This window comes from Candidatus Koribacter versatilis Ellin345 (assembly GCF_000014005.1).
Taxonomy (GTDB): domain Bacteria; phylum Acidobacteriota; class Terriglobia; order Terriglobales; family Acidobacteriaceae; genus Korobacter; species Korobacter versatilis_A.
Window position 1 is genome coordinate 3,348,848 of the sequence record NC_008009.1, and the last position, 23,753, is coordinate 3,372,600.

Below are 23,753 nucleotides of genomic sequence, written 5' to 3' on the forward strand. Positions count from 1 at the left end.
CTCTTCTTCATTGGGGAAACATCTTGAGAATGTATGAACTGCTTTTGAAGCGGGTGCTGCTCGGCATCCTGGCGATTGTGTGGGTCACGGCAGCGGTCGCGCAGGATGATGACGACGCGAACAGCAAATTCGATGTCAAAGCCCATTACACGAAGTACGAATACCGGATCCCGATGCGTGATGGAGTACGCCTCTTTACCGCGGTGTACGTGCCGAAGGACCAAGCGAAGCCTTATCCATTCATGATGGAGCGGACGCCGTACACGGTGGGACCGTATGGCTCAGACAACTATCCCAAGAATGTAGGGCCGGCGCAGGAGTTTGCGGAGGCGGGTTACATCTTTGTTTACCAGGATGTGCGCGGGCGGTGGATGTCGGAGGGCAAGTGGGAGGAGATGACGCCCCACATCGACCATCCCAACGGCCCCAAAGACGTGGACGAGAGTACGGACACCTACGACACCGTAGAGTGGCTGCTGAAGCACGTGCCGAATAACAACGGAAAAGTTGGTATTTGGGGCATTTCGTATCCGGGATTCTATGCGTCGGCGAGCATCATTGATTCGCATCCGGCGATCAAGGCGGCGAGTCCGCAGGCACCGGTAACCGATCTCTACATGGGCGACGACGCGTACCACAACGGCGCGTTCATGCTGGCGGCGAACTTCGGCTTCTATACCAGTTTCAAGCAGGAAAAAGCGCCGCTGTTGCCACCCAAGAATGGGCAGGACTTCGATTTTGGCACGGAAGACGGATACGAGTACTACCTGAAACTGGGAGCGCTGGCGAATTCATTCAAGGTAATTACCGATGAGTTCAATCCGCTGTGGCGCGACCAGGTGGTGAACACCACGTATGACGACTACTGGAAGAAGCGCAACATTGCGGCCCATCTGCACAACATCCACTGCGCAGTGTTGAACGTCGGCGGTTGGTTTGATGCCGAGGACGTGGAAGGGCCGATGAAGACCTTCCGAACCATCGCCAAGAATGATCCCGATACGGTGAACATCCTGGTGGAAGGGCCATGGGCGCACTTTACCTGGTCGGTAGTGAATGGGAACAAGATGGGCCGCGTGGTGTGGGGCTCGGACACGGCAAAGTACTTCCGCGCCAAGATCGAATTCCGATTTTTCGAGTACTACCTGAAGGGCGAGGGCGACGGGAAGTTCCCGAAAGCCTATGCGTTCGAAACCGGAACCAATGTTTGGCGTCAGTATTCGAGCTGGCCTCCGGCGGGCGTACAAGCGAAGACCCTGTATTTCCGCGAGGGCGGCAAGCTTTCCTTCGAGGCACCGAATACGCAGGGCTTCGATGAATATGTGAGCGATCCGAACCGGCCCGTGCCGTTCGTGGGTTACACGACGAACGATGTTCCGCAGGAGTACATGGTGAGCGACCAACGCTTCGCTTCGAAGCGAACCGATGTTCTGACCTACCAGACCGATCCCTTGGAAGAGGATGTGACGATCGCGGGGCCGATTGCGCCTAAGCTGTTCGTCTCGACGACGGGAACGGATTCGGATTTCGACGTAAAGCTGATTGATGTTTATCCAAGCGATTATCCGGATCCCGAAGAAAAGTCGGAGAAGTTCGACGATGTAAAGTTGCCGACAGAGCCGATGACGGGCTATCAGCAATTGCTGCGCGGCGAGCCGTTCCGCGGAAAGTTCCGGCACAGTTTCGAAAAGCCAGAACCGTTCACGCCGGGCAAAACGGAGACCATCGAGTTCACCATGCCTGACGTGCACCACACGTTCCGGCGCGGACACCGCATCATGGTGCAGATTCAGAGCTCGTGGTTCCCGCTCACGGACCGCAACCCGCAGACGTTCACCGATATTCCGACGGCGAAGGCGGAACAGTTTGTGAAGGCAACGGAGAGGGTGTATCGGCAGAACGGCGCGGCTAGCGGAGTCGGCGTAATGGTGCTGCCGGCTAAATGACAGCAGATCCTTCGCTTCGCTCAGAATGACAGGAGGGGGCGATGGTGGGATGAGCAGTGTCGTCGGCTGGCCGCGAGAATCTCATGCCGGAATCGATTCTGAGAACCGAAGAACTGGGGTACAGCGTTGGCGACAAGGTGATCGTCGACGCTGTATCGCTCACGGTCGCGCAAGGCGAGGTGCTTTGCGTGCTCGGGCCGAGCGGCTCGGGCAAGAGTTCGTTTCTGCGTTTGCTGAACCGGTTGGCTGAACCGACGAGTGGCATGGTGTATCTCGAGGGGAAGGATTATCGCGAGCTCGCGCCGCGGGAGTTGCGACGACGCGTGGGGATGATTACGCAGCAGGCGTTTCTCTTCCCTGGCAGAGTTGCAGAGAATGTGCGATTTGGACCCAGGCAACGTGGGCAGGAGATAACGGACGACGCTGTCGAAGAATGTCTGCGGGGCGTGGGACTTAGCGGATATGGTTCGCGACAAGGTTCTACGCTCTCTGGCGGCGAGGCGCAGCGCGTGTCGATCGCGCGCGCATTAGCCAATGAACCTGTGGTGTTGCTGGCGGATGAACCGACTTCAGCGCTGGATGATTTCTCGAAAAGCGGAATTGAGGCGTTGCTGCGCGAGATTGTGAAGGCGCGCCAATTGACGTGCGTGATGGTGACGCATGACGTAGCGCAGGCGCGGCGTATGGCGGACCGTGTCGCGTTGTTTCGCGGTGGACGAGTAGTGGGCTTGGGAACCTTGGCGGAGGTGTTGGATGAACCTGCATCTTGAGCACCAGACGATCGTCGGATTAACACAGGCAGCAATTGCTGCAATCGCGGCGTTTGCGGTCGTCCTGGCGGCGAAGACGCGAAAGATCAGCCTCGAGAAAGACACATCCATCGCGCTGATACGCGGGCTGGTGCAGATCGTCGCCGTGGGGTCGGTGTTGGTTTTCCTACTGCGCGGGCCGCGTTGGACGAGCGGCTTGATGCTGGCAGCGATGATCGTGGCCGCCGGAAATATCTCCGCGAAACGCGCTAAGCAGATGCCCGGCGCATTCGCGGTTTCGACGTGGGCCATCGCGTGCGGAGCAGGATCAGTAATTGCTGTAATGACTGCGCTGCGGGTGATTGATACGTCGATCACTTCGCTGATTCCCGTCGGAAGCATGTTGATTGCGAATGCGATGAATACCAATGGGCTGGCGCTCAATCGCTTCCGGAGCGATGTGTTGTCGCACGTTGGGCAGATCGAGACCGCGCTGGCGTTGGGTGCGGATCCGAAGGACAGCGTTGCGCCGTACGTGCAGGAGTCGTCAGAGGCGAGCCTTATTCCGGCAATTGATTCCATGCGGTCACTTGGGATTGTCTGGATTCCGGGGCTGATGGCGGGTATGTTGCTGTCGGGCGCGAAGCCGCTGTATGCGTCGATTTACCAGTTTGTAGTGCTGGCAATGATTTTTGCAGCGTCGGGAATTACGTCGCTGGTGAGTATGACGCTGATACGGGCGAAGATTTTTTCGACGGCGGAGCAGTTGGTGCTGCGCCAAACTGAGAAATAGATCTCATCCTGAGGGACCATGCACGTTAGAACGATTGCTTCCCTGCTGTTGATTGCGAACCTGGCGGTTGCTCAGAGTGCTTCCACGCCGCAGTTGCTGGGCTTTACCGCGGAACACACTAAGGCAGAACTCGAGTACGAGAAGGTGTTCAAGTCTGCGATTTCTCCGGAGCAGGAGAAGGGGTTCCATCGCGAATTCACGCGGCATCCGCATCCGGCGGGAACGGTTCGCGACAAGGAAGTGGCGGACTACATCGCCAAGACCTGGAAGGATCAAGGCCTGGAAGATGTGGTGATCCGGCAGTATGACGTGCTGGGGTCGCTGCCGAAGGAAGTGGTCGTCGAGATGACGGCGCCGAAGCCGTACAAGGCGGGTTTGCGCGAGGCCGCGTATGACGCCGATCCGGACACGAAGAACCCAGAGGTGCGCACCGCATGGACGAGCATGTCCGCGAGCGGCGAGGTGACTGCGCCGATTGTGTACGCGCACAGCGGCAATCCTGGCGATTACGAAGTGCTGAAGAAAAACGGCATCGACGTGAAGGGCAAGATCGTCCTCGTGCGGTACTCGAATCCGTACAGCTATCGCGGCTTCAAGGCGCTGACGGCGCAGCGCATGGGCGCAGCGGGAATGCTGGTGTATTCCGATCCGGCGGAAGATGGCTACAAGAAAGGCAAAGTGTTTCCTGACGGACCATGGGGGCCGGAAACGCACATCCAGCGCGGCGCGATTACTTATGACTTCATTGTGCCGGGCGATCCGCTGACGCCGGGATGGGCGTCGGTGCCGGGAGCGAAGCGAATCGAAAAAAGTGAAGCGCAGTCGCTGCCGAAGATCATGGCGGTGCCGATGTCGTGGCACGATGTGAAGCCGCTGCTGGAGAACATGGGCGGCCCTCTGGCGCCGAAGGACTGGCAAGGCGGGCTGCCGATCAAGTACACCCTGGGCGGCGTGGGGCAGGTGCACCTGAAGGTGCAAATGGATGACAGTGTCGCTCCGTATTACGTGGTGGAGGCGCGGATCAAGGGCTCGGAGCATCCTGAGGAGTGGGTGGTGCTCGGCAATCATCATGACGCGTGGGAGTTTGGCGGCGTGGACCCGAGCAGCGGCACTGCGTCGATGATGGAGATGACGCGCTCGCTCGGCGCACTTTTGCAAAAGGGACAGCGCCCGAAACGAACTCTCGTTTTCTGCTCGTGGGATGGCGAAGAGGTTGGGCTGACGGGATCAACCGAGTGGGGCGAGCAGTTTGAGAAAGAGCTGAAGGAAAAAGCGGTCGCGTACCTAAACGTAGACGAGGCGACGTCGGGCAGAGATTTTCATGGCAGCGCCGTGGCTTCGCTCATCCCCGAAATGCTCGAGCTAAGCGACTCGGTGAAGGATCCGGCAAGTGGCACTTCTCTGCGCGAAGCATGGCGCAAGACGGTGGCGCGTGAGAAGAAGGAAGCGAAGGAAATCGCGCCGAGGACCGATGCCGACATCGTGGATGTGCGCATTGGCAGCGGCTCCGACCACACCGTGTTTCTGAATCACGATGGCGTGCCGGTGGTGGAGTTGCAATTCGACGGCCCGTACGGTGTGTATCACTCGATGTACGACGATTTCTACTGGATCAACCATTTCGGCGACCCGGGATACCGATACCACACGGTGATGTCGCAACTGTGGGGGACGCTGGCGCTGCGGCTCGCGGATGCCGACATCCTGCCCTTTGATTTTGGCGCGTACGCGGGCAAGGTGCGCGAGTTTGTGAAGGAAGAGCAGGAGAAGCCGGACGCCGACAAGAACCTCAATGTCGCGCCGCTCCTGAAAGCTCTTGATGAATTTGAGACCGAAGGCCAGCTGCTGGGCTCGGCGGCGAAGAAGAAGTTGGCGTCCGGCAAACTCGATGCCGAACAGGTGCAGGAAGTGAATCGCGCAATCATGCAGGTGGAGCGGAACTGGCTAAATCCGGACGGCATCCCCGGGCGACCGTGGTTCAAGCACACGCTGTACGCAGCACGATATACCTATGCGCATCTTGAGTTGCCGGGGCTGACCGAAGCCGTTGAAGCAAAGGACTGGGCGACGGCGAAGCAGCAGGCGGCGATCCTGGAGCGCGCAGTGAGGAACAACACGCAACTGCTGCACGAGGCGCGGGCGAGGATTTGGTATTAAGCTTCGGCGTGATTGCTGTATTCGGCGGTGTGCGTGTCATCCACGCTCGCAAAGGGGAGCTTGTGGATGGACCCGCGAATTTCGCTGAGAGTGAGTCCCATCGCGTAACCCTTCAGGATTGATTTCTTCATTCCCGGAACTTTCAGCATGGCGAAGCCGGCGTTGAGGTGTCCGTAGAATTTGCCGATGGCGCGCTCGCAGAACTCGAGATCATCGCGGACGTCGGCGAGTGCTTGCGCGTAGGACACGTGCGGTGCTTCGGAGTTTTGCAGCAGCGCACTGGCGGCTGCCTGACCGCTCTTGATCGCGTTGTAGATGCCTTCGCCGCTGAGCGGATCGGTCATGCCGGCGGCATCGCCCACCAGGAATATGCGTTTGTGCTTGGGCTCGTAACGCATGCCGCCGATGCCGAGGTAGTGCCCGACGAAGTGCGAATACTCATCACTGCCGAACTTTCGCTTCAGGTAGTTCGCGAGCAGGTCGCGTGAGAGTTTCACGACTTCGGCGCTTTCCGTGCAGAGGCCGACGTTGAGATGATCGCCCTTGTGGAAGGACCACGCATAACCGCGCGGAACCACGCCGAAATCGATCTCCATGGCCTTCGCATTTTTGTGGACCGGAGCGTGGGCCTCGACGGCGATAGCGCGTCGGAACCAGGGTTGTGCGCCGAGCAGGAGACGAACTTTGCTGTTCGCACCGTCAGCCCCAAGAAGGTACTCGGCATGGAATTCGCCGTCGCGCGTGCGCAAGACGACGTGATCGGGAAACTCTTCTACGCCGGTAATCTCGCTGATCTTCTGAAAGCGCGCACCGGCTTCGAGCGTCTGGCGCAGGCAGAAATCGTCGAACTCGGCGCGCACGGTCATGAAGCAGATGGGATGTTTGCCGCGGAGTTCGATGGGCTCAGCCAGATTGTTGGTCACCTGCAGGCCCTTGGCGACGATGCGCACGACCGGAGTTACGCTGTAGCGCAGCGCTTTGAGTGTTTTGACCGTCAGGCCGCCGCCGCACGGCTTTACGCGCGGAAACTCACTGCGATCGAGCAGCAGGACAGAGTGGCCAGCCTTGGCCAGGTCATACGCCGCCGCTGTGCCGGATGGACCAGCACCAACGATGATGAAACTTTGGTGACCCACACTAAGATTCTACTTCGAGGACGCTGCTCCTGTCGCAGCCGGATGTTTGGCGAACTCGCGCGAGTGGAACTCCATGACTTCCCCGATGTGGGTGAGGAAATATTGCAGCGAGTGTTCTCCGGGATAGAGCCTGAACGTGTGCGGAATTTTGGCCGCAGTGAGTTGCTTGTCGAGCGCGGCGGCACCTTCATCAAAGCCGTAGCCATCCTGCTGGCCGCAGTTGAAGTAGATGGCGAGGCGAGAGATTCCTGCGGCGTTTTGCTTGGCAAGCTCGAACGGATCATTCGCACGCCAGTGTGCGGCGTCGATCGGAGATCCGAAAACGCTGCCGAGAAGACGCGCGCGCGGAGCGCCGGATTGCATTCCCTGATCGAGGATCTTGGGAGAATCGCTGAAAAGAGCGGCGCTTTCTGCACTCACCGCCGAGAACTTTTGCGGGTTGGCGAAGGCGAAGCGGAACGCACCGTAGCCGCCCATAGAGATGCCGCTGATGGCGCGTCCGCTGCGGTCAGTGCGGGCGCGGTATTTGTGCTCGATGAACGGGATGAATTCATCGAGGAAGAAGTCACTGTAACGCGTTTTGCCATCGGCCGAGTTGATATAGAACGTGGCCCATCCGGCAGGCGTAGCGATGAGGAAATCACCAATCTTGTTTTGTGCGCGCAGGTCGCTGATCAGGTTCCACGCGCCCATGTTCACGAGGCTCTGCTGGTTGTCGCCGAGGCCGTGGAGAAAATAGAGGACGGGGAACTTGGTCGTCTTCGCGGAATCGTACGACTGCGGGATCAGGACGCAGTAGGGAACGTCGCGATGGAGAAGCTTGCTCGGCATCGAAGCGCAGTCGATGCGGGATTGAGCAGGCGCGATGATCGTTGCGCAAACGAAAAAGAACAGAACAACGCATTTTCGGAGCAGATAGGGGTCCTTCGACTGCGCGGCTGCGCCGCTCCGCTCAGGATGACAGGGCATCTTCAAATTTTACTCATAGCGCAGCGTCTGTACGGGATCGAGCTTGGCGGCACGTCCTGCGGGATACAGACCGGCCAGCAAACTGATGCCAACCGAGATTGCCATCGCGAACAGCACCAGCCACCATGACACCACCCACAACTGCTCCGGAGGAAGTTCCTGACGCCGGAGGTAGAAATTCGTACCAATATTTATGACGGCCCCGATCAGCCAGCCGAGCGTGACGCCGAGAATGCCGCCGAGCACGCCCATCGCTCCAGCTTCCGTAAAGAAGAGCAACTTGACGTCGGCATCACTGGCGCCGATAGCCTTCATGATTCCGATTTCGCGGCGCCGCTCAAGGATGGCCATCACTAACGTATTTACGATGCCGATAGAAGCAACGGTAAGCGCAAGGCTGCCAAAGATTGCCAGGAACATATCCAGCACTCTGAAGAACTGCGTCACACTCTTGCTCGCATCAAGAATCGAGAACGTGGAGAAACCGAGTTTCTTCACGCCGTCTTCCACCTGCTGCACATATTTCGGATTCTCTACGCGAACACTCACCGTGAGGTACGTGGGCTGGGAGTTGAAGCCGCGCATGGTATCGCGCATATCGCCAATTTGCATAACGTGCAGGCCTTGCGCGAGTTTCAACGGAACGAAAACCCGGGCGCGGGCGGCGGCGCGCATGGAGTCGGGATCGGAATCGGCGACGCCAACGATTTTTAAATGCTGTTCGCGCTGAAACACAGAGTACGAGCTGTCGGTACCTTGCGCACCAGGCGTGTTCACACGCTCGGCGTAACGTAAAACGAGTTCCTTGCCGAGCAAAGGCTTGGCCAGGTCCGCGGTTTGTATCTGGTCTTCGCGATCGGTCTTACCAAGGATTTCAGCGGCAAAATTCTTCTGCACGATCGCTTCCGCGGCAGTCTCGCTACTGAAGAAGTTTCCTTGCATGCCATCGAAGGCGTCTCCTCCCTTCGCGGAAAACGGCATTCCGGCCACCATCCCCATATGCGGCTTGTCGTCGAAGCGAACCTCGGTCACAAAGCGGATATCGGGATATGCTTCGATCACGTGCGGCAACTTTTCAAGCTCCTGGCGCGCAGTCTCATCGAGCAACCGGCTCTCGGCAGCGTTCGGACCGGAGCGTTCTTCCTGGCGGTTCATGCCACGCCAATCGCGACGCGAACTGACGATGACAGTATCGAACAATCCAGACTTCGCGAGTCGCCGCGAGGCGAGCTTCTGCAACCCGACGCCGAGCGAGAGCATGGCAACGAGCGACGCCACACCGACCGAGATACCAATCGTAGTTAAGGAGTTGCGCAACACCGATTCGCGGAGGTTACGGGCGGCGAGATCAACGATGTCGTAAGTCTTCATGCCCGCACCTCACGCGTGGGAATGTTCGGTTCGTCGCCAACCAGTTTGCCGTCGGCAAGGAAGATGAGGCGGCGCGCATAGCGCTCGGCCAAGGTGCGTTCGTGGGTCACCATCAAAACTGTCATGCCGAGAGTGCGATTGAATGTGTCGATCAAATGCATGATGCCGCTGCCGGTCTTGCTGTCGAGATTGCCGGTGGGCTCGTCGGCGAGGAGAAGCTTAGGTTGATTCACCAGTGCGCGCGCCAGCGCGACACGCTGCTGCTCTCCGCCAGAAAGTTGCGTAGGCTTGTGATCGATACGCGCAGCAAGGCCCACGCGTTCAATGGCTTCGCGGCTGACCTTGGCGCGCTGCGGGCGTTCCATCTCGGCGAAGCGCAGCGGCAACTCGACGTTTTCCTGCACCGTCATGCTGGGAATCAGATTGAACGATTGAAAAACCATGCCAACAGTGCGCAGACGATAGTGCGCGAGTTCCAAGCGCGAGAGCTTGGCAAGATCACTTCCCTGCACCACGATGCTGCCCCCGCTCGGGCGATCCAGGCCTGCAATCAGGTTCAGAAGCGACGATTTGCCGGAGCCTGAGCTCCCAAGGAGCGCGACGAAATCTCCGGTCGCGATCTGGAGTGAAACGCCGTCCACTGCGCGAATAGTGGCGTCGCCCATCTGGTAGTGGCGGGTGACGTTTTCGGCGCGAATGCTAAGGGTTGAGGCCGGGGCTGCGATGTCGTTGATGGATGCCATCTGTGGTCTATGTTATCCCTACGTCGCGACGGGTCTGCTGGTTCCGCCACCTGACAGTTCTTTACTAGTTGTTTCGGGAACTCACGGCTGGACCAGCGTCGATCGGATCGGGAATTGTGTCGCCTTCGCCGGGCGCAAGGAACAAGTTCGATTCGAGCCCATGCTGCTTGGTGTAGAGCTCGTAGTAACGGCCACGGAGTGCATAAAGCTGTTCGTGAGTGCCGCGCTCGACAATCTCGCCGTGCTCCATCACGAGAATCTGGTCGGCGCGTCGGATCGTGGACAAGCGGTGCGCGATGACGAAGGTCGTGCGACCTTGCATCAGGTACGAGAGGCCGTGCTGGATGAGCGCTTCGGACTCGGAATCGAGACTCGATGTAGCTTCGTCGAGAATGAGGATGCTGGGCTGCGCGAGGATGGCGCGGGCAATTGAGATGCGCTGGCGCTGGCCGCCGGAGAGTTTCACGCCCCGTTCACCGACGATAGTGTCATATTTCTCTTCGAACTTTTCCGCGAATTCGTCGACACGAGCGATGTGGCAGGCGCTCATGATTTCCTCTTCCGTGGCTTGCGGACGTGAGAACGAGACATTCTCGCGGATAGTGCCATCAAAGAGGAACGATTCCTGAAGCACCACACCGAGCTTGATGCGATAGGAGTCGAGGCGTACGGTGCTGAGGTCAATGCCGTCCACCAGGACCCGGCCGGAAGTCGGGACGTAAAACGCGGAAATGAGGCCGATCGTAGTCGACTTACCTGAGCCGGACGAACCGACCAGGGCCGTCACCATGCCGCGCTCAGAACGAAACGAAACGTCATGCAGGACTTCGGTTTTGCCGTCGTAGCTGAAGTGCACGCCCTCGAACTCCACCGTGCCTTTAATCTCGCCGAGGGTCGCAGTACGTCGCGGGTCTTCGTCCTCAGGACGCTCGCGCAAGATTTCCATGGTGCGATCGAGTCCGGCAATAGCCTCGGTGAGCTGCGTGCCGATGGCGACAACCTGAATCACTGGCGCTACCAGGAATCCAAGGAAGAGGATGTAGCGGACAAAGTCGCCTTCCGTCATCGTGCCGGCGATCATCTCGCGCGTGCCGAAATACAGGACGATGCTGCCGACCACACCGAGCAGTACCGCGGCTGAAAAGCTCATGACGGACGTCGCGGTCAAGGTACTGATGACGTTGTCGAGCAAACGCTTTACGCCTTTGGAGAACACACTCTCTTCGCGGGCCTCGGCATGGTATCCCTTCACCACGCGCACACCGCCGAGCGATTCGGCCAGGCGGCCGGTGACCTCGGCGTTGATTTTGCCGCGTTCGCGCATAATCGGGCGGATGGTCCTGAATGCGCGTGAGAGCACGAATCCGAACACCACAAGAAAACCAAAGGCAATACTAGTCATCACGGCGCTGGTCTTGAGCAAAACGACGAGTGCGATGATCGCGGTGAGCACACCGCCGAAGAACTCGACCAATCCGGTGCCAAGCAGGTTTCGTACACCCTCGACATCGGACATGATGCGCGAAACCAAAGCGCCGGTTTTGTTGGCGTCGTGGAACTGGACGGAGAGGCGTCCGATGTGCGACTGGACGCGCATGCGCATCTCAGAGATGAGCCGTTGCGCAGCTTTGGATAGAAGCTGGGTAAGCGCGTAAGAGGTTCCCGCTTGGATGGCGGTGGCGCAGAGCACCGCCAGAACGATGGTTCGAAGCAACGCCAAATGATGTTGGTGAACAACCTGATCGATCACGAAGCGGGAGGAATATGGAAGAACGAGGCCTGCCACGCGGTTAATGACGATCAGGACGAGGCCGACCAGAAGCAGCGCGCGCCGCGGACGAACCAACTCCCACAGAAGTGGCGCAACGTTACGAAACTGCTCTTTAGTGTCTTTCTTTTTCTTTTCCGGAACCGGAGACATTCGCGGTTTAGATTACAGGGAGAATGGCAACGGTGCATTATTCGGAATTGGGACAAAATAACCCCGGAAATTCAGCTAAATTTCAGGCTGAGACGTTGGTGGTGATGTCGGCATACAATTCTTTGCCAATTTCCACCCTATCCGCCTAGTCAGCACCCAATCTAAGTCACTAGAATGTAGAGTTTACGGGACCTGTGTGACTCTTCCCTTTTTAGGGTTCGACGCTCCGAGGCGGAGTGGGTTGGATCCGGAGCCCCAAGTTCGACTACGGCAATGAAAATCATCCGCTTGAGAATCCCTACAAATGCCTGAACGTCTAGTCACACCTGAAACTTCTACCAGCGCACAAGCCGCACCTCCAGAACACTCCCATCGCGGACGCTGGCTGATTTTTGTCGGAATTTTGTTAGTGGTCGCTTTGTTGGCGTATTACTTCCATGAGAGAGGTTCCGCGCAGCCAACTACGCAAGGCCGCGGTGGCCGTGGCGGCGCGGGTGACCGTCCGGTGCCGGCAACTGTCGCGCAGGCGCAACAAGGCGACATGGGCGTGTTCGTGGAGGCGTTAGGCACCGTCACTCCCGTGCAGACGATCACAGTTACGAGCCGGGTGCAGGGACAGATCATGGCCGTGCACTATCGCGAAGGTCAAATGGTCCGCAAGGGCGAGCCGCTGATTGACATTGACCCTCTTCCATACCAGGCAGTGTTGACGCAAGCCGAAGGTCAGTTGGCGCGTGACAAAGCGCTTTTAGAAGGCGCGCAGATCAACGTAAAGCGCTACCAGGCGGCGTTGGCCCGCAATGCCATCGCGCAACAGACGGTCTCCGATCAGGAACAGCTGGTTCGGCAGTACGAAGGCGCGGTGAAGGTCGACGAAGGACTGGTGCAGGCGGCGCAGGTAAACCTGTCGTACTGCCACATTGTGTCGCCGATTGATGGCCGCGTGGGCTTGCGACTGGTGGATACCGGCAACATCGTGCAGGCCAACAGCACGACTGCACTTGTGGTTGTCACTCAACTGACGCCGATCACCGTGATCTTCAGCGTGGCGGAAGACTACCTACCGCAGATCCAGGCGCAGACGAAGAACGGCAACAAACTGGCTGTGGATGCGCTCGACCGCACGCAGGAAACAGAGATCGCGCACGGCACGCTTGCCAGTCTCGATAACCAGATCGATTTGACGACCGGTACGCTCAAACTGCGCGCGGAATTCGCGAACAAAGACGGCTCGCTTTTCCCGAACCAATTTGTAAACGCAAAGCTGCTGATCAATACGCTCCACAGCACCACGCTGATCCCGAACCAATCCATCCAACAGAGCTCGCAAGGTCCGTTTGTGTATGTGGTGGGCAGCGATACCGTGGCGAAGGTCCGGCAGATCAAGACGGCTGCGACGGACGGGACGAATACATCCGTCACGGGCGTACAGCCGGGTGAATCCGTAGTGACGGCGGGCTTTGACAAGTTGCAAGACGGAAGCAAAGTCGCCACCGGGCAGCAGGGTGGATCCGGAGGTCAAGGCAACAATCCGAACCCCGGCTCCGGCAAGAACGGACGCCAAGGTGCGCCGGATGGCCAAAACGGCGGAAAGCCGGCGAAATGAGTCCTTCACGGCCATTTATTCTGCGGCCGGTCGCGACATCGTTGCTGATGGCCGCGATCCTGCTCGCCGGCATGGTGGCGTACTTCCAGCTCCCAGTGTCGGCACTGCCGCAGGTGGATTACCCAACGATCCAGGTCATCACGTTCTATCCGGGCGCGAGTCCGGACGTGACCGCTTCGGCCGTGACGGCGCCCTTGGAACGCCAGTTTGGCGAAGTACCCGGATTGCAGCAGATGACGTCGACGAGCTCGTCGGGCGCATCGGTCATCGTGTTGCAGTTCGAACTGAACCTGAACATTGATGTGGCCGAGCAGGAAGTGCAGGCGGGCATCAATGCGGCGCAGTCGTACTTGCCTACCGATTTGCCGACGCCGCCGATTTACAGCAAAACCAACCCAGCCGACGCTCCCATCCTTACTCTTGCGCTGACCTCAAAGACGGTTCCGCTGACGCAAGTCGAAGACCTTGCTGACACGCGACTGGCGCAGAAGATTGCGCAACTTCCCGGTGTTGGATTGGTCTCGATCAGCGGCGGACAAAAGCCGGCGGTGCGCATCCAGGTCAACCCAACCCAACTTTCGTCGTACGGATTGAACCTCGAAGATGTGCGCACTGCGATCCAGAACACGAGCCTCGACCAGGCGAAGGGATCGTTCGACGGCCCACACCAGAATTTCCAGATCCAGGCCAATGATCAACTGCTGAGCAGCGCCGATTTCAAAAACATCGTTGTCGCCTATCGCAATAATTCGCCAGTCTTCATGAAGGACGTCGCGAACGTCGTCGACGGCGCCGAAAACGAAAAACAAGCTGCGTGGATCAACACGACTCCCGCGGTGATCATGAACATTCAGCGGCAGCCTGGGGCGAACATCATCCAGGTGGTGGACCGCATTACCCGTCTGCTGCCGCAATTGAAGACGAACCTCCCGGCATCCGTGGACGTTTCGGTGGTCACCGACCGCACCACAACAATTCGCGCTTCGGTAAAGGACGTTGAATTCGAACTGATGCTCACCGTCGGGCTCGTCGTGATGGTGATCTTCCTGTTCCTGCGCAGCGTCTCGGCAACGATCATCCCCAGCGTCGCGGTGCCACTTTCATTGATCGGCACGTTCGGCATCATGTACCTATGTGGGTACAGTCTGAACAACCTCACGCTCATGGCGCTGACGATCTCCACTGGCTTCGTGGTGGACGACGCCATCGTGATGATCGAGAACATCTCGCGCTTCATTGAAGAAGGCGATCCTCCGCTCCAGGCCGCGCTGAAGGGCGCTGAGCAAATCGGCTTCACCATCGTTTCGCTGACAATTTCGCTGATCGCGGTGCTCATCCCACTGCTCTTCATGGGCGACATCGTAGGCCGACTCTTCCGAGAGTTCGCCATCACGCTGAGCGTCACGATCCTCGTTTCTGCGGTGGTGTCATTAACGCTGACCCCGATGATGTCGGCGCGTTTGTTGAAGCACACGCCGGAGTCGAAGCGAAGCAACTTCTATCGCTGGTCCGAAAATGCATTCGAAAAGACGATTGCGTTTTACGGCCGCACGCTAACCTGGGTGCTGAAGCACCAGACCGTGACACTGCTGGTCGCTGTGCTCACGCTGATTTTCACCGTCGTTCTTTTCATCATCGTGCCCAAGGGCTTCTTCCCGATACAAGACACTGGCGTGATCCAGGGCATATCCGAAGCGGCGCAAAGCACCTCGTTCGATGCCATGCAACGCCACCAGCAAGACCTGGCGAAGGTGATTCTCGACGATCCGGCGGTTGAAAGCCTCTCTTCGTTCATCGGTGTAGACGGCACCAATATGACGATGAACAGCGGGCGCATTCAGATCAATTTGAAGCCGCTGGAAGAACGTCACATCCGTGCGACCGAAGTTATTCGCAGACTGCAAACAAAGCTGCAGGACGTGCAGGGGGTGACGCTCTACATGCAACCGGTGCAGGACCTCACGGTGGAAGATCGCGTGAGCCGCACCCAGTATCAATACACGCTGGAAGAGCCCGACCAAACCGATCTGAACAAATGGACGGCCCAACTGGTTGACAAGATGAAGCAGTTGCCGCAGATCCGCGACGTGGCAACCGACCAGCAAACCGAAGGCATGGCGGCAAACCTGGTCATTGATCGCGTGACCGCATCGCGGCTTGGCATTTCTCCGCAGATGATCGACTCGACGTTGTATGACGCCTTCGGCCAACGACTGGTCACTACGTTGTACACGCAGTTGAACCAGTACCACGTGGTGCTGGAAACCTTGCCGGAGTTCCAGAAAAATCCGAATAATCTGCACGATATCTACGTGCGCAGCGGCGCAGCCAGCAGCAATAGCAGCAGCGGTAGTAGCAGCCAGACGAACAACAATGGGCTCCTCATCGTGAGCGGCACGGCATCGAGCCAGGCTGGTGGCGGTGCCGGAAATACCAGCAGCGCGGGATCGAGTACGCCGAGCACATTCGCCGGTACGCCCGGTGGCAATGCCGTCCCGCTCAGTGCGTTTACACACTTCGAGCAGCAGCACGCGCCGCTCTCCATCAACCACCAGGGACAGTTCCCCGTGGTGACGATCTCGTTCAATCTCGCACCGGGCTATTCGCTCGGTGACGCGACCAAGGCAATCAACCAGGCCCAAAAAGACCTGAACATGCCGCTCAGCGTTCAGGCGGCATTCCAGGGCACAGCGGCTTCCTTCCAGTCATCGCTGGCCAACGAACCGATCCTGATCCTGGCGGCTCTGATCGTCGTTTACATCGTGCTGGGCGTGTTGTACGAGAGCTATATCCACCCGATCACGATTCTCTCCACCCTGCCTTCCGCCGGTGTAGGCGCATTCCTGGCGCTGCTTATCTGCGGACAGGAGTTCGATGTCGTCGCGCTCATTGGCATCATCCTGTTGATCGGCATCGTGAAGAAAAACGGAATCATGATGGTGGACTTCGCGCTGGAAGCCGAGCGCGAGCATGGCAAGAACTCGGAAGAAGCGATTTACCAGGCAGCTCTCCTGCGTTTCCGCCCAATCATGATGACGACCATGGCGGCCTTGCTCGGCGGATTGCCACTGGCGCTTGGCAGCGGCATCGGCTCCGAATTGCGCCGACCACTTGGCATTTCGATGGTCGGCGGTCTCTTGCTGAGCCAGGTGCTCACTCTCTACACCACGCCCGTCATCTACATTTACTTCGATCGTCTTGGACAGCGAATGCTCGGCCGCCGAGTCTCGGACCGCGGTCCAACCGGCGAATTCGCGCCGTCGCCGGGAGATTAGCTGATGAATATCTCCCGCCCGTTCATTTATCGTCCGGTAGCCACCACGCTGATCACCATCGCGATCGCGTTGGCGGGTGCGGTGGCCTTCGGCTTTTTACCGATCTCACCGTTGCCGCAAGTGGACTTCCCGACGATCAACGTACGCGCGGGTCTGCCGGGAGCAAGCCCCGAGATCATGGCGTCGTCGGTCGCGACGCCGCTCGAGCGCCAACTCGGGCACATCGCCAGTGTCACCGAGATGACGTCTTCGAGCAGCCTGGGATCGACCACGATCACGTTGCAATTCGACTTGAACCGCGACATCAACGGTGCGGCGCGCGACGTACAAGCCGCGATCAACGCGGCGAGAAGTTACCTCCCCGCGAACCTGCCATCGAACCCGACCTACAACAAGTCGAACCCCGGTGACGCGCCGATCGTCATTCTCGCCATGACGTCGAAGACGTACACCCGCGGCCAGATGTATGACATGGCGTCGAACATCCTGGCACAGCGCATCTCGCAAATCAGCGGTGTTGGGGAAGTGGACGTCGGCGGTAGCTCGCGACCTTCGGTGCGAGTGGAATTGAATCCGTCGCAGTTGGACCACTATGGCATCGCCATCTCGCAAGTTGCGAACATGCTGCGCGCGCAAAACGCGAACCTCGCCAAAGGACAGCTCTCCAATGGCGAAACCACCGCCGACATTCTCGCCAATGACCAGATGCTGCTGGCGATGCAGTACAAGCCACTGGTCGTCGGCTACCGCAATGGTTCTGCGATTACATTGTCGGACGTCGCCGATGTTACGGATTCGGTCCAGGACCTCCGGCAAGCGGGCTACGTCAACGGCAAACCCGGTATTTTGCTCATCGTCCGCCGGCAACCAGGCGCGAACATCATTGCCACCGTGGACGCGATCAAGGATACGATCCCTGAACTGCAAGCCTCGATTCCGACCGGCATGAATCTGCAGGTGGTGCTCGACCGAACCACCACCATCCGGCAGTCGGTGCATGACGTCGAGCGGACGCTGATCATTTCGATCATGCTCGTCATTGTTGTCGTCTTCGTTTTCCTGCGAGATGTGCGCGCGACGTTCATTCCGAGTGTGGTTGTACCGGTATCGCTTATCGGCACCTTCGGAATCATGTACCTGTGCGGATTCAGCATCGACAATCTTTCGCTGATGGCGCTGACGATTTCGACCGGCTTCGTAGTGGACGATGCCATCGTGGTGATCGAGAACATCACGCGCTACATTGAAGAAGGCATGGCGCCGATGCAAGCGGCGCTGCGCGGCGCAAGCGAGATCGGCTTCACGGTCATGTCGATCAGCATCTCGCTGGTCGCCGTGTTCATTCCTATCCTGATGATGGGCGGCATCGTGGGGCGGCTCTTCCGCGAGTTTGCGGTGACGCTCTCCGCTGCAATTGTCGTTTCTATGGTGGTGTCGCTCACCGCCACGCCAATGATGTGCTCGCGGCTGCTCAAACATCGCGACGAGCAGAAGCATGGAAAGATCTACCTCTGGAGCGAAAATCTTTTCAAAGGAATGGCGAGCATCTACGAGCGCAGCTTGCGATGGGTGCTGGACGCTCCCGCATTCGTGCTCGCAATTTTGATCCTCACGGTCGCCGTGAACATCTACCTGCTGATCATTGTGCCCAAGGGCTTCTTCCCGCAGCAGGACAATGGAACGATCTTCGGTGGAGCGCAGGGCGCGCAGGACATCTCGTTCCAGTCGATGTCGAAGATCATGCTCGAGTTCGTGGATCGCATCAAATCTGATCCGGCGGTTGATAACGTAATGGCGTTTACCGGTGGAAGCAACACCAACGGCGGATTCATCTTCCTCGGGCTGAAGCCATTAAAAGAACGCAAGCTGAGCGCGACCGAGATCGTGAACCGATTGCGGCCGAAGTTGCTATCGTTGCCCGGTGCCAGCGCGTTCGTCCAGGCCGGACAGGACCTTCGCATTGGCGGTCGCGGCAGCAACGCGCAATATCAGTACACCTTACAGGCCGACAACGTCGCCGACCTCGTGAAATGGGGACCGATTCTCGCCAAGGAGATGAAATCCCTGCATGGCTTCGCGGACATCAATAGCGACCAGCAAAATTCGGGATTACAAGCGATGCTGGTCTACGACCGGCCGACGGCGTCGCGCCTCGGCATAACCCCGCAAATGATCGATCAGGAACTCTATCAATCGTTCGGTCAGGCGCCAGTCTCGACCATGTACCGATCGCTGAACCAGTATTACGTGGTGATGGAAGTAGCGCCCGCCTATTGGCAAACGCCGGAAGCGCTTAAGAATGTTTATGTGCATCCTGCCAACGGAAAGCCAGTACCGCTGAGCGCAATTGCGCATCTTGCGTACAACACCGCAGCTCTCCAGGTGAACCACCAGGGGCAGTACCCTTCGGTGACCATTTCCTTCAACCTGGCGCCGGGCGTAGCTCTCAGCGATGCGTCCGGACGCCTGCTGCAGTTGGAGCAAAGCCTCGGAATGCCGCCGACGATTCACGGCATGTTCTCAGGAACGCTCCAGGCGTTTCAGGATTCTCTCTCGTCAGAGCCGATTTTGATCATTACCGCCGTGTTAGCGGTATTCATTGTGCTGGGCATCCTTTACGAGAGCCTGATCCACCCCGTCACCATTCTGTCTACCATTCCATCGGCGGGCGTAGGTGCGGTGTTGGCGCTGATGATCTTTAAGGCTTCGCTCGACGTCATCGGCATTATAGGAATGATCCTGCTGATTGGCATCGTGAAGAAGAACGCCATCCTGATGATTGACTTTGCGCTCGCCGCCGAACGCGAAGAGGGTATGAATTCCAGGGATGCCATCTTCCGCGCCTGTATGTTGCGCTTCCGCCCAATCCTTATGACCACCATGGCCGCCATGCTCGGCGCGATGCCGTTGGCCCTGGGAACAGGCGCTGGATCCGAATTACGTCGACCGCTGGGCATCACGATCGTTGGCGGACTCATCTTCAGCCAAATGCTGACGCTCTACACCACTCCGGTCGTTTATCTCTACATGGAACGCTTTCGCCTATGGGTAATTCGCATACGCCAAGGCAGCACGGTTACGCCGCGCGAGAGCGAATCATGAACGTTAGGAACGGAATGAATTTCAAGTTTCGAAAGATTGCAACTACGCTGCCGCTGCTGGCCATGGCCTGCCTGTCGGCGTGCGTAGTGGGACCGAAGTATCACAAGCCGGCCGTGGACGCTCCGCCGTCTTACAAAGAAGCCACACCATCAGCGCAAAGCGCACAGCCGGCTCCGGGTGCACCTGCTCCGACGTGGCAACCCGCCAGCCCCAACGACGCGATGCTCAAGGGCAAGTGGTGGGAAATTTATAACGACGCCGACTTGAATAAGCTCGAAGAAGAAGTCAACGTCTCGAACCAAAGCGTCAAGGCTGCGGAGGCAAGCTTTCTCGGAGCACGTGCACTGGTAAAACAAGCGCGAGCAGCGTACTTCCCTACAATCGGCGTCTCGCCGAGCATCACCGCAACCCGTCAGCTTTCGGTTGATAGCAACGGTAAGGTGACCGGCGGTACCGGCACGGATTTCGATTTCCCCGCCAACGCAGCCTGGGTCCCGGATATTTGGGGCAAAGTTCGTAACCAGGTTCGCGCGCAAGCTTCCGCGGCACAGATGAGCGCAGCGGATTTAGAGAACATCCGCCTCTCCCTCCAGGTCGAAGTCGCCAACAACTACTTCCAGTTGCGTTCGCAAGATGCCTTGAAAGATCTGCTCGACGCAACGGTCAAGGCGTATCAGGAATCTGTCGACTTGACGCAAGCGCTGTACGAGACGGGTATCGACTCGCAGGAATCAGTGCTGCAAGCCGAGACGCAGTTAGCCACCGCTCAGGCGCAAGACACGAACGTTGGCATCCTGCGCGCGCAGTATGAACATGCCATCGCGATGCTGATCGGCAAACCAGCTTCACAGTTTTCCCTGGCACATCTGCCGCTGAGTTCTGAGCCTCCGTCAATTCCCATCGGAGTTCCCTCGAACCTGCTCGAGCGGCGGCCTGACATTGCCTCCGCGGAACGCAGCATGGAGCAGTCGAATGCGTTGATCGGGGTGGCAGTCGCAGCGTATTACCCGAACGTCACCCTCAGCGGCACATTTGGCTTCCGCAATACGTCAATCGCCGATTGGTTCACCTGGCCGAGCCACTATTGGTCTGTTGGTCCGCAGTTGGCGCAGACAATTTTTGAAGGCGGCCTGCGCAAGGCCACAGTTGTCCAGGCCCAGGCGCAATACGATCAGTCGGTCGCCAACTATCGTCAAACCGTGCTCACCGCTTTTCAGCAGGTGGAAGACAATCTCGCAGCGCTGCGGATTCTCTCGCAGGAAGTGCAGCAGCAAGCGGCGGCAGTGGACTTCGCGCAGAAGAACCTGAACCTGGCGATCGATCGCTACAAGCTGGGCATCGATCCGTACCTGAACGTGCTCACGGCGCAGACGACGCTGTTCTCCAATCAGCAGGGCCTGGTGCAACTCAAGCTGCAGCAGATGAACGCCAGTGCGCAGCTGATTGAGGCGCTCGGCGGAGGTTGGGACACTTCTCTGCTACCGTCGAAGAAGGACGTGCAATCGCTCGGTCCGGTGCAAACCAACCCGGCACCACCCAGCCAATCTGGGCAAAACCAGACGCCCCCGACACGCTAAATCATCGGAAAACCCGTCAAAGTTCGGGTAGAATGCTTCACACGGTCCGTCGCGAAAAACCAGCTTGGGCGCTCTGCCGCTTCCTTGCAACAGTGCTTTAACAGCCCGCCGGTAAACTGTTGTAATTCGTGGATTTAGGACAAACTCGAACAAAACTTTTCTAAGTGAGAGACGTTGACATGAAGTCGCAGCTCGGCACGTTAGCCACGGAATTGAAACGCAAAATCGAAGCTCGGGAAGCCCGCATCGGCATTGTCGGCATGGGATACGTTGGATTGCCGCTTGCCCTGTTGTTTAGCGAAGAGAAGTTTCGCGTAACCGGGTTCGACATTGATAACCGGAAGGTCGAGGCACTGAACGCCGGCGGGTCGTATATCGTGCGGATTCCGGGCACCGAAATCCAGGGCGCCCAGAAGAGCGGATTCTCTGCCACCGCCGATTACGGCAAGATCTCCGAGATGGACGCGGTGATCATCTGTGTGCCGACGCCGCTCAACGAGTTCCACGAGCCGGACCTCAGCTACATCACGCAAACCGTGGATGCGATCGCACCTCGCCTGCGCGAAGGGCAGATCGTCATCCTGGAGAGCACGACCTATCCCGGCACGACCGAAGAGGTTGTGGTGCCACTGCTCGAAAAGGGCAACGCCAAGGGATTGAAGGTTGCGCGCGCCGAGGACGAAGGCGACTTCTTTGTTGCCTTCTCTCCGGAGCGCGAAGATCCGGGCAACGACACCGTGGCGCGTCGTGACATTCCCAAGGTTGTCGGCGGCGTTGGCAAGCTTGCGTCTGAAATCGCGGCAGCCGTGTATGGCACGATTTTCAACCGCACGGTACCGGTCTCATCGCCAGCGGCAGCGGAAATGACCAAGCTGCTGGAAAACATCTATCGCTGCGTGAACATCGCGCTGGTCAACGAGTTGAAGCAGCTCTGCCACCGCATGGACATTGATATTTTCGAGGTCATCGACGCAGCGAAGACCAAGCCCTTCGGCTTCCAGGCGTTCTATCCGGGGCCAGGTTTGGGCGGTCACTGCATTCCGATCGATCCGTTCTATCTCTCGTGGAAAGCGAAGCAGTTCGACTTCCGCACCAAGTTCATCGAACTCGCCGGCGAAGTCAACATTGCAATGCCGTATTACGTGATTGATAAGACCGTCGAGGCGCTGAACCAGCACAAGAAGTCGCTGAACGGTTCGAAGGTCCTCGTGCTTGGACTTGCGTACAAGAAGGACATTGACGACCTGCGCGAGTCACCCTCGTTGACGATCATCGAGCTGCTGCGCAAGGGCGGGGCCGAAGTTTTCTACAACGATCCGTTCTTCGCGAAGGTCGGACACGGGCGCCATTACGACCTGAACATGACGAACACACCGCTGGAAAATCTTGGACAGTACGACGCGGTGCTGATCGTGACCGACCACTCGGATTACGACTACCAGCGCATCGTGAAAGAGTCGAAGCTGGTGGTGGATTCGCGCAACGCGACAAAGGGGATCACGTCGGAAAAGATCGTTCGCTGCTAATTTCGTGGAATTGCAATCCGGAGAAACTAGGAAGAAAACGGGAGAACTTACGGTAAAACCCGAAGTTAGATACTCGTTAACATAGGCTTCTAACCGCATGTTTATTGGTGGGTTACAGGATCGTACCCTTTTCGTGGTAACGGTCCGGCCCCCGCGTTTTTTTCCCAGAACCGCGACGAATGGCGTCCCGAGCGCGAGGATTTTTCTAAATCGCGAGGTTTGCCGCAAAGGTGGTATAGGGAAATTGAAAGATTTTGTTTACTTCTGAGTACATAGGTCGGAAATACGACTGAAAACACGAATGGCCAGCCTCGAATGGGCTGGCCATTTTCTTTGCAAAGTCCTAGAGAATCCAGAGGCGTGGGCGGTCTGCCGCCACAGACTGAGTGCGCTTTACTTCCGGGAGGATCACCAGGCGCACATCTTCGTCGATGGAGTGCAGGACCCAGTTCTCGCCTTGCAGCGATGCTTTGAACGAGCCGCGGCGCACCTGAGCGGTCTGGCCGAAACGATAGGCGACTGCGTACACGACGCTGGCGATGCCGTCCTCGCAGAGCTTGGCAGACAGGCTCACCAGGCGCGATACCGGGCGATTGATCTCACCACGACCGACTTTTGACGCCAGCATCTGCGCCTTGCTGAAGACCATCAGTTCCGATGAGGACTGGATAAAGAAGCGGCCCTGGAAGTCGTCCGCGAGAAGATCAGCGGCGTTTACCGGATATGCCCTGCGCGGTGCTACGCCTACCACGCTGTAGAAGTCGATCAGCAAATCTTCCATCTGCGAACGAAGATCGTTGCTCGATTTTGGTTTGGCAACCGGGGAAACTGTTATGAATGTCGCCATACGAAGCTCCTGCTCACTTTGATTAGAACCCTGGG

15 protein-coding genes are annotated in these 23,753 nt (G+C 58.2%); 9 read left to right on the top strand and 6 right to left on the bottom strand.

Features of this window, described 5'->3' with window-relative positions:
* Positions 1-29 precede the first annotated feature (29 nt).
* The 4 genes from ACID345_RS14545 (at position 30) to ACID345_RS14560 (ending at position 5,645) form a co-directional block, all read left to right on the top strand.
* Positions 30-1,946 carry a CocE/NonD family hydrolase gene (locus ACID345_RS14545; protein ID WP_011523622.1) on the top strand — a complete coding sequence of 639 codons (1,917 nt, stop codon included), beginning with the start codon at positions 30-32 and terminating at the stop codon, positions 1,944-1,946.
* Positions 1,947-2,029: 83 nt separating this feature from the next.
* The gene (locus tag ACID345_RS14550) at positions 2,030-2,716 is read left to right on the top strand and encodes an ABC transporter ATP-binding protein (protein ID WP_041855740.1); all 687 of its coding nucleotides are present in this window, start codon (positions 2,030-2,032) and stop codon (positions 2,714-2,716) included.
* Positions 2,700-3,488 (top strand): ABC transporter permease, encoded by a 789-nt coding sequence (locus ACID345_RS14555; protein ID WP_011523624.1) that lies wholly within the window; start codon positions 2,700-2,702, stop codon positions 3,486-3,488. Before ACID345_RS14550 ends, ACID345_RS14555 begins: the two co-directional genes overlap by 17 nt.
* A gap of 18 nt (positions 3,489-3,506) precedes the next feature.
* On the top strand, positions 3,507-5,645 hold the full coding sequence (locus tag ACID345_RS14560; protein ID WP_011523625.1) for a M28 family metallopeptidase: 2,139 nt from the start codon (positions 3,507-3,509) through the stop codon (positions 5,643-5,645).
* Here ACID345_RS14560 and ACID345_RS14565 read toward each other — a convergent pair.
* From ACID345_RS14565 to ACID345_RS14585, 5 genes are all read right to left on the bottom strand, one after another.
* Positions 5,642-6,781, bottom strand: a complete 1,140-nt coding sequence (locus tag ACID345_RS14565) for a geranylgeranyl reductase family protein (RefSeq protein ID WP_011523626.1) — start codon at positions 6,779-6,781, stop codon at positions 5,642-5,644. The two genes, ACID345_RS14560 and ACID345_RS14565, sit on opposite strands and share 4 nt — an antisense overlap.
* Positions 6,782-6,790: 9 nt before the next feature.
* The gene (locus ACID345_RS14570) at positions 6,791-7,750 is read right to left on the bottom strand and encodes an alpha/beta hydrolase (RefSeq protein ID WP_011523627.1); all 960 of its coding nucleotides are present in this window, start codon (positions 7,748-7,750) and stop codon (positions 6,791-6,793) included.
* A 9-nt stretch (positions 7,751-7,759) separates the two neighbouring features.
* Positions 7,760-9,121: an ABC transporter permease gene (locus ACID345_RS14575; RefSeq protein WP_011523628.1), complete on the bottom strand. Its 1,362-nt coding sequence runs from the start codon at positions 9,119-9,121 to the stop codon at positions 7,760-7,762.
* Positions 9,118-9,864 carry an ABC transporter ATP-binding protein gene (locus tag ACID345_RS14580; RefSeq protein ID WP_011523629.1) on the bottom strand — a complete coding sequence of 249 codons (747 nt, stop codon included), beginning with the start codon at positions 9,862-9,864 and terminating at the stop codon, positions 9,118-9,120. Before ACID345_RS14580 ends, ACID345_RS14575 begins: the two co-directional genes overlap by 4 nt.
* A gap of 64 nt (positions 9,865-9,928) precedes the next feature.
* The gene (locus ACID345_RS14585; RefSeq protein ID WP_011523630.1) at positions 9,929-11,785 is read right to left on the bottom strand and encodes an ABC transporter ATP-binding protein; all 1,857 of its coding nucleotides are present in this window, start codon (positions 11,783-11,785) and stop codon (positions 9,929-9,931) included.
* A gap of 304 nt (positions 11,786-12,089) precedes the next feature.
* Between ACID345_RS14585 and ACID345_RS14590 the strand changes: the two genes are divergently transcribed.
* The 5 genes from ACID345_RS14590 to ACID345_RS14610 all read left to right on the top strand — a co-directional run bounded on the left by ACID345_RS14590 (position 12,090) and on the right by ACID345_RS14610 (position 22,871).
* A complete protein-coding gene (locus tag ACID345_RS14590) occupies positions 12,090-13,391 on the top strand; it encodes an efflux RND transporter periplasmic adaptor subunit (protein WP_011523631.1) in 1,302 nt (433 codons plus the stop codon).
* Complete coding sequence (locus tag ACID345_RS14595; RefSeq protein WP_011523632.1) at positions 13,388-16,666, top strand: efflux RND transporter permease subunit; 3,279 nt, start codon at positions 13,388-13,390, stop codon at positions 16,664-16,666. Before ACID345_RS14590 ends, ACID345_RS14595 begins: the two co-directional genes overlap by 4 nt.
* A 3-nt stretch (positions 16,667-16,669) precedes the next feature.
* Positions 16,670-19,768 carry a multidrug efflux RND transporter permease subunit gene (locus tag ACID345_RS14600; RefSeq protein ID WP_011523633.1) on the top strand — a complete coding sequence of 1,033 codons (3,099 nt, stop codon included), beginning with the start codon at positions 16,670-16,672 and terminating at the stop codon, positions 19,766-19,768.
* On the top strand, positions 19,765-21,345 hold the full coding sequence (locus ACID345_RS14605) for an efflux transporter outer membrane subunit (protein ID WP_228370651.1): 1,581 nt from the start codon (positions 19,765-19,767) through the stop codon (positions 21,343-21,345). Before ACID345_RS14600 ends, ACID345_RS14605 begins: the two co-directional genes overlap by 4 nt.
* A gap of 179 nt (positions 21,346-21,524) precedes the next feature.
* Positions 21,525-22,871: a nucleotide sugar dehydrogenase gene (locus tag ACID345_RS14610; RefSeq protein WP_011523635.1), complete on the top strand. Its 1,347-nt coding sequence runs from the start codon at positions 21,525-21,527 to the stop codon at positions 22,869-22,871.
* Positions 22,872-23,214: 343 nt separating this feature from the next.
* Here ACID345_RS14610 and ACID345_RS14615 read toward each other — a convergent pair whose 3' ends face one another.
* Entirely contained in the window at positions 23,215-23,718 is a 504-nt protein-coding gene (locus ACID345_RS14615) for a hypothetical protein (protein WP_011523636.1), read from the bottom strand.
* Positions 23,719-23,753: the final 35 nt, after the last annotated feature.

Coding starts and splice junctions, on each gene's coding strand:
- ACID345_RS14600 (WP_011523633.1), top strand. CDS start 16,670: ATGAATATCTCCCGCCCGTTCATTTATCGTCCGGTAGCCACCACGCTG.
- ACID345_RS14615 (WP_011523636.1), bottom strand. CDS start 23,718: ATGGCGACATTCATAACAGTTTCCCCGGTTGCCAAACCAAAATCGAGC.
- ACID345_RS14550 (WP_041855740.1), top strand. CDS start 2,030: ATGCCGGAATCGATTCTGAGAACCGAAGAACTGGGGTACAGCGTTGGC.
- ACID345_RS14595 (WP_011523632.1), top strand. CDS start 13,388: ATGAGTCCTTCACGGCCATTTATTCTGCGGCCGGTCGCGACATCGTTG.
- ACID345_RS14560 (WP_011523625.1), top strand. CDS start 3,507: ATGCACGTTAGAACGATTGCTTCCCTGCTGTTGATTGCGAACCTGGCG.
- ACID345_RS14575 (WP_011523628.1), bottom strand. CDS start 9,121: ATGAAGACTTACGACATCGTTGATCTCGCCGCCCGTAACCTCCGCGAA.
- ACID345_RS14545 (WP_011523622.1), top strand. CDS start 30: ATGTATGAACTGCTTTTGAAGCGGGTGCTGCTCGGCATCCTGGCGATT.
- ACID345_RS14570 (WP_011523627.1), bottom strand. CDS start 7,750: ATGCCCTGTCATCCTGAGCGGAGCGGCGCAGCCGCGCAGTCGAAGGAC.
- ACID345_RS14555 (WP_011523624.1), top strand. CDS start 2,700: ATGAACCTGCATCTTGAGCACCAGACGATCGTCGGATTAACACAGGCA.
- ACID345_RS14590 (WP_011523631.1), top strand. CDS start 12,090: ATGCCTGAACGTCTAGTCACACCTGAAACTTCTACCAGCGCACAAGCC.
- ACID345_RS14610 (WP_011523635.1), top strand. CDS start 21,525: ATGAAGTCGCAGCTCGGCACGTTAGCCACGGAATTGAAACGCAAAATC.
- ACID345_RS14605 (WP_228370651.1), top strand. CDS start 19,765: ATGAACGTTAGGAACGGAATGAATTTCAAGTTTCGAAAGATTGCAACT.
- ACID345_RS14585 (WP_011523630.1), bottom strand. CDS start 11,785: ATGTCTCCGGTTCCGGAAAAGAAAAAGAAAGACACTAAAGAGCAGTTT.
- ACID345_RS14580 (WP_011523629.1), bottom strand. CDS start 9,864: ATGGCATCCATCAACGACATCGCAGCCCCGGCCTCAACCCTTAGCATT.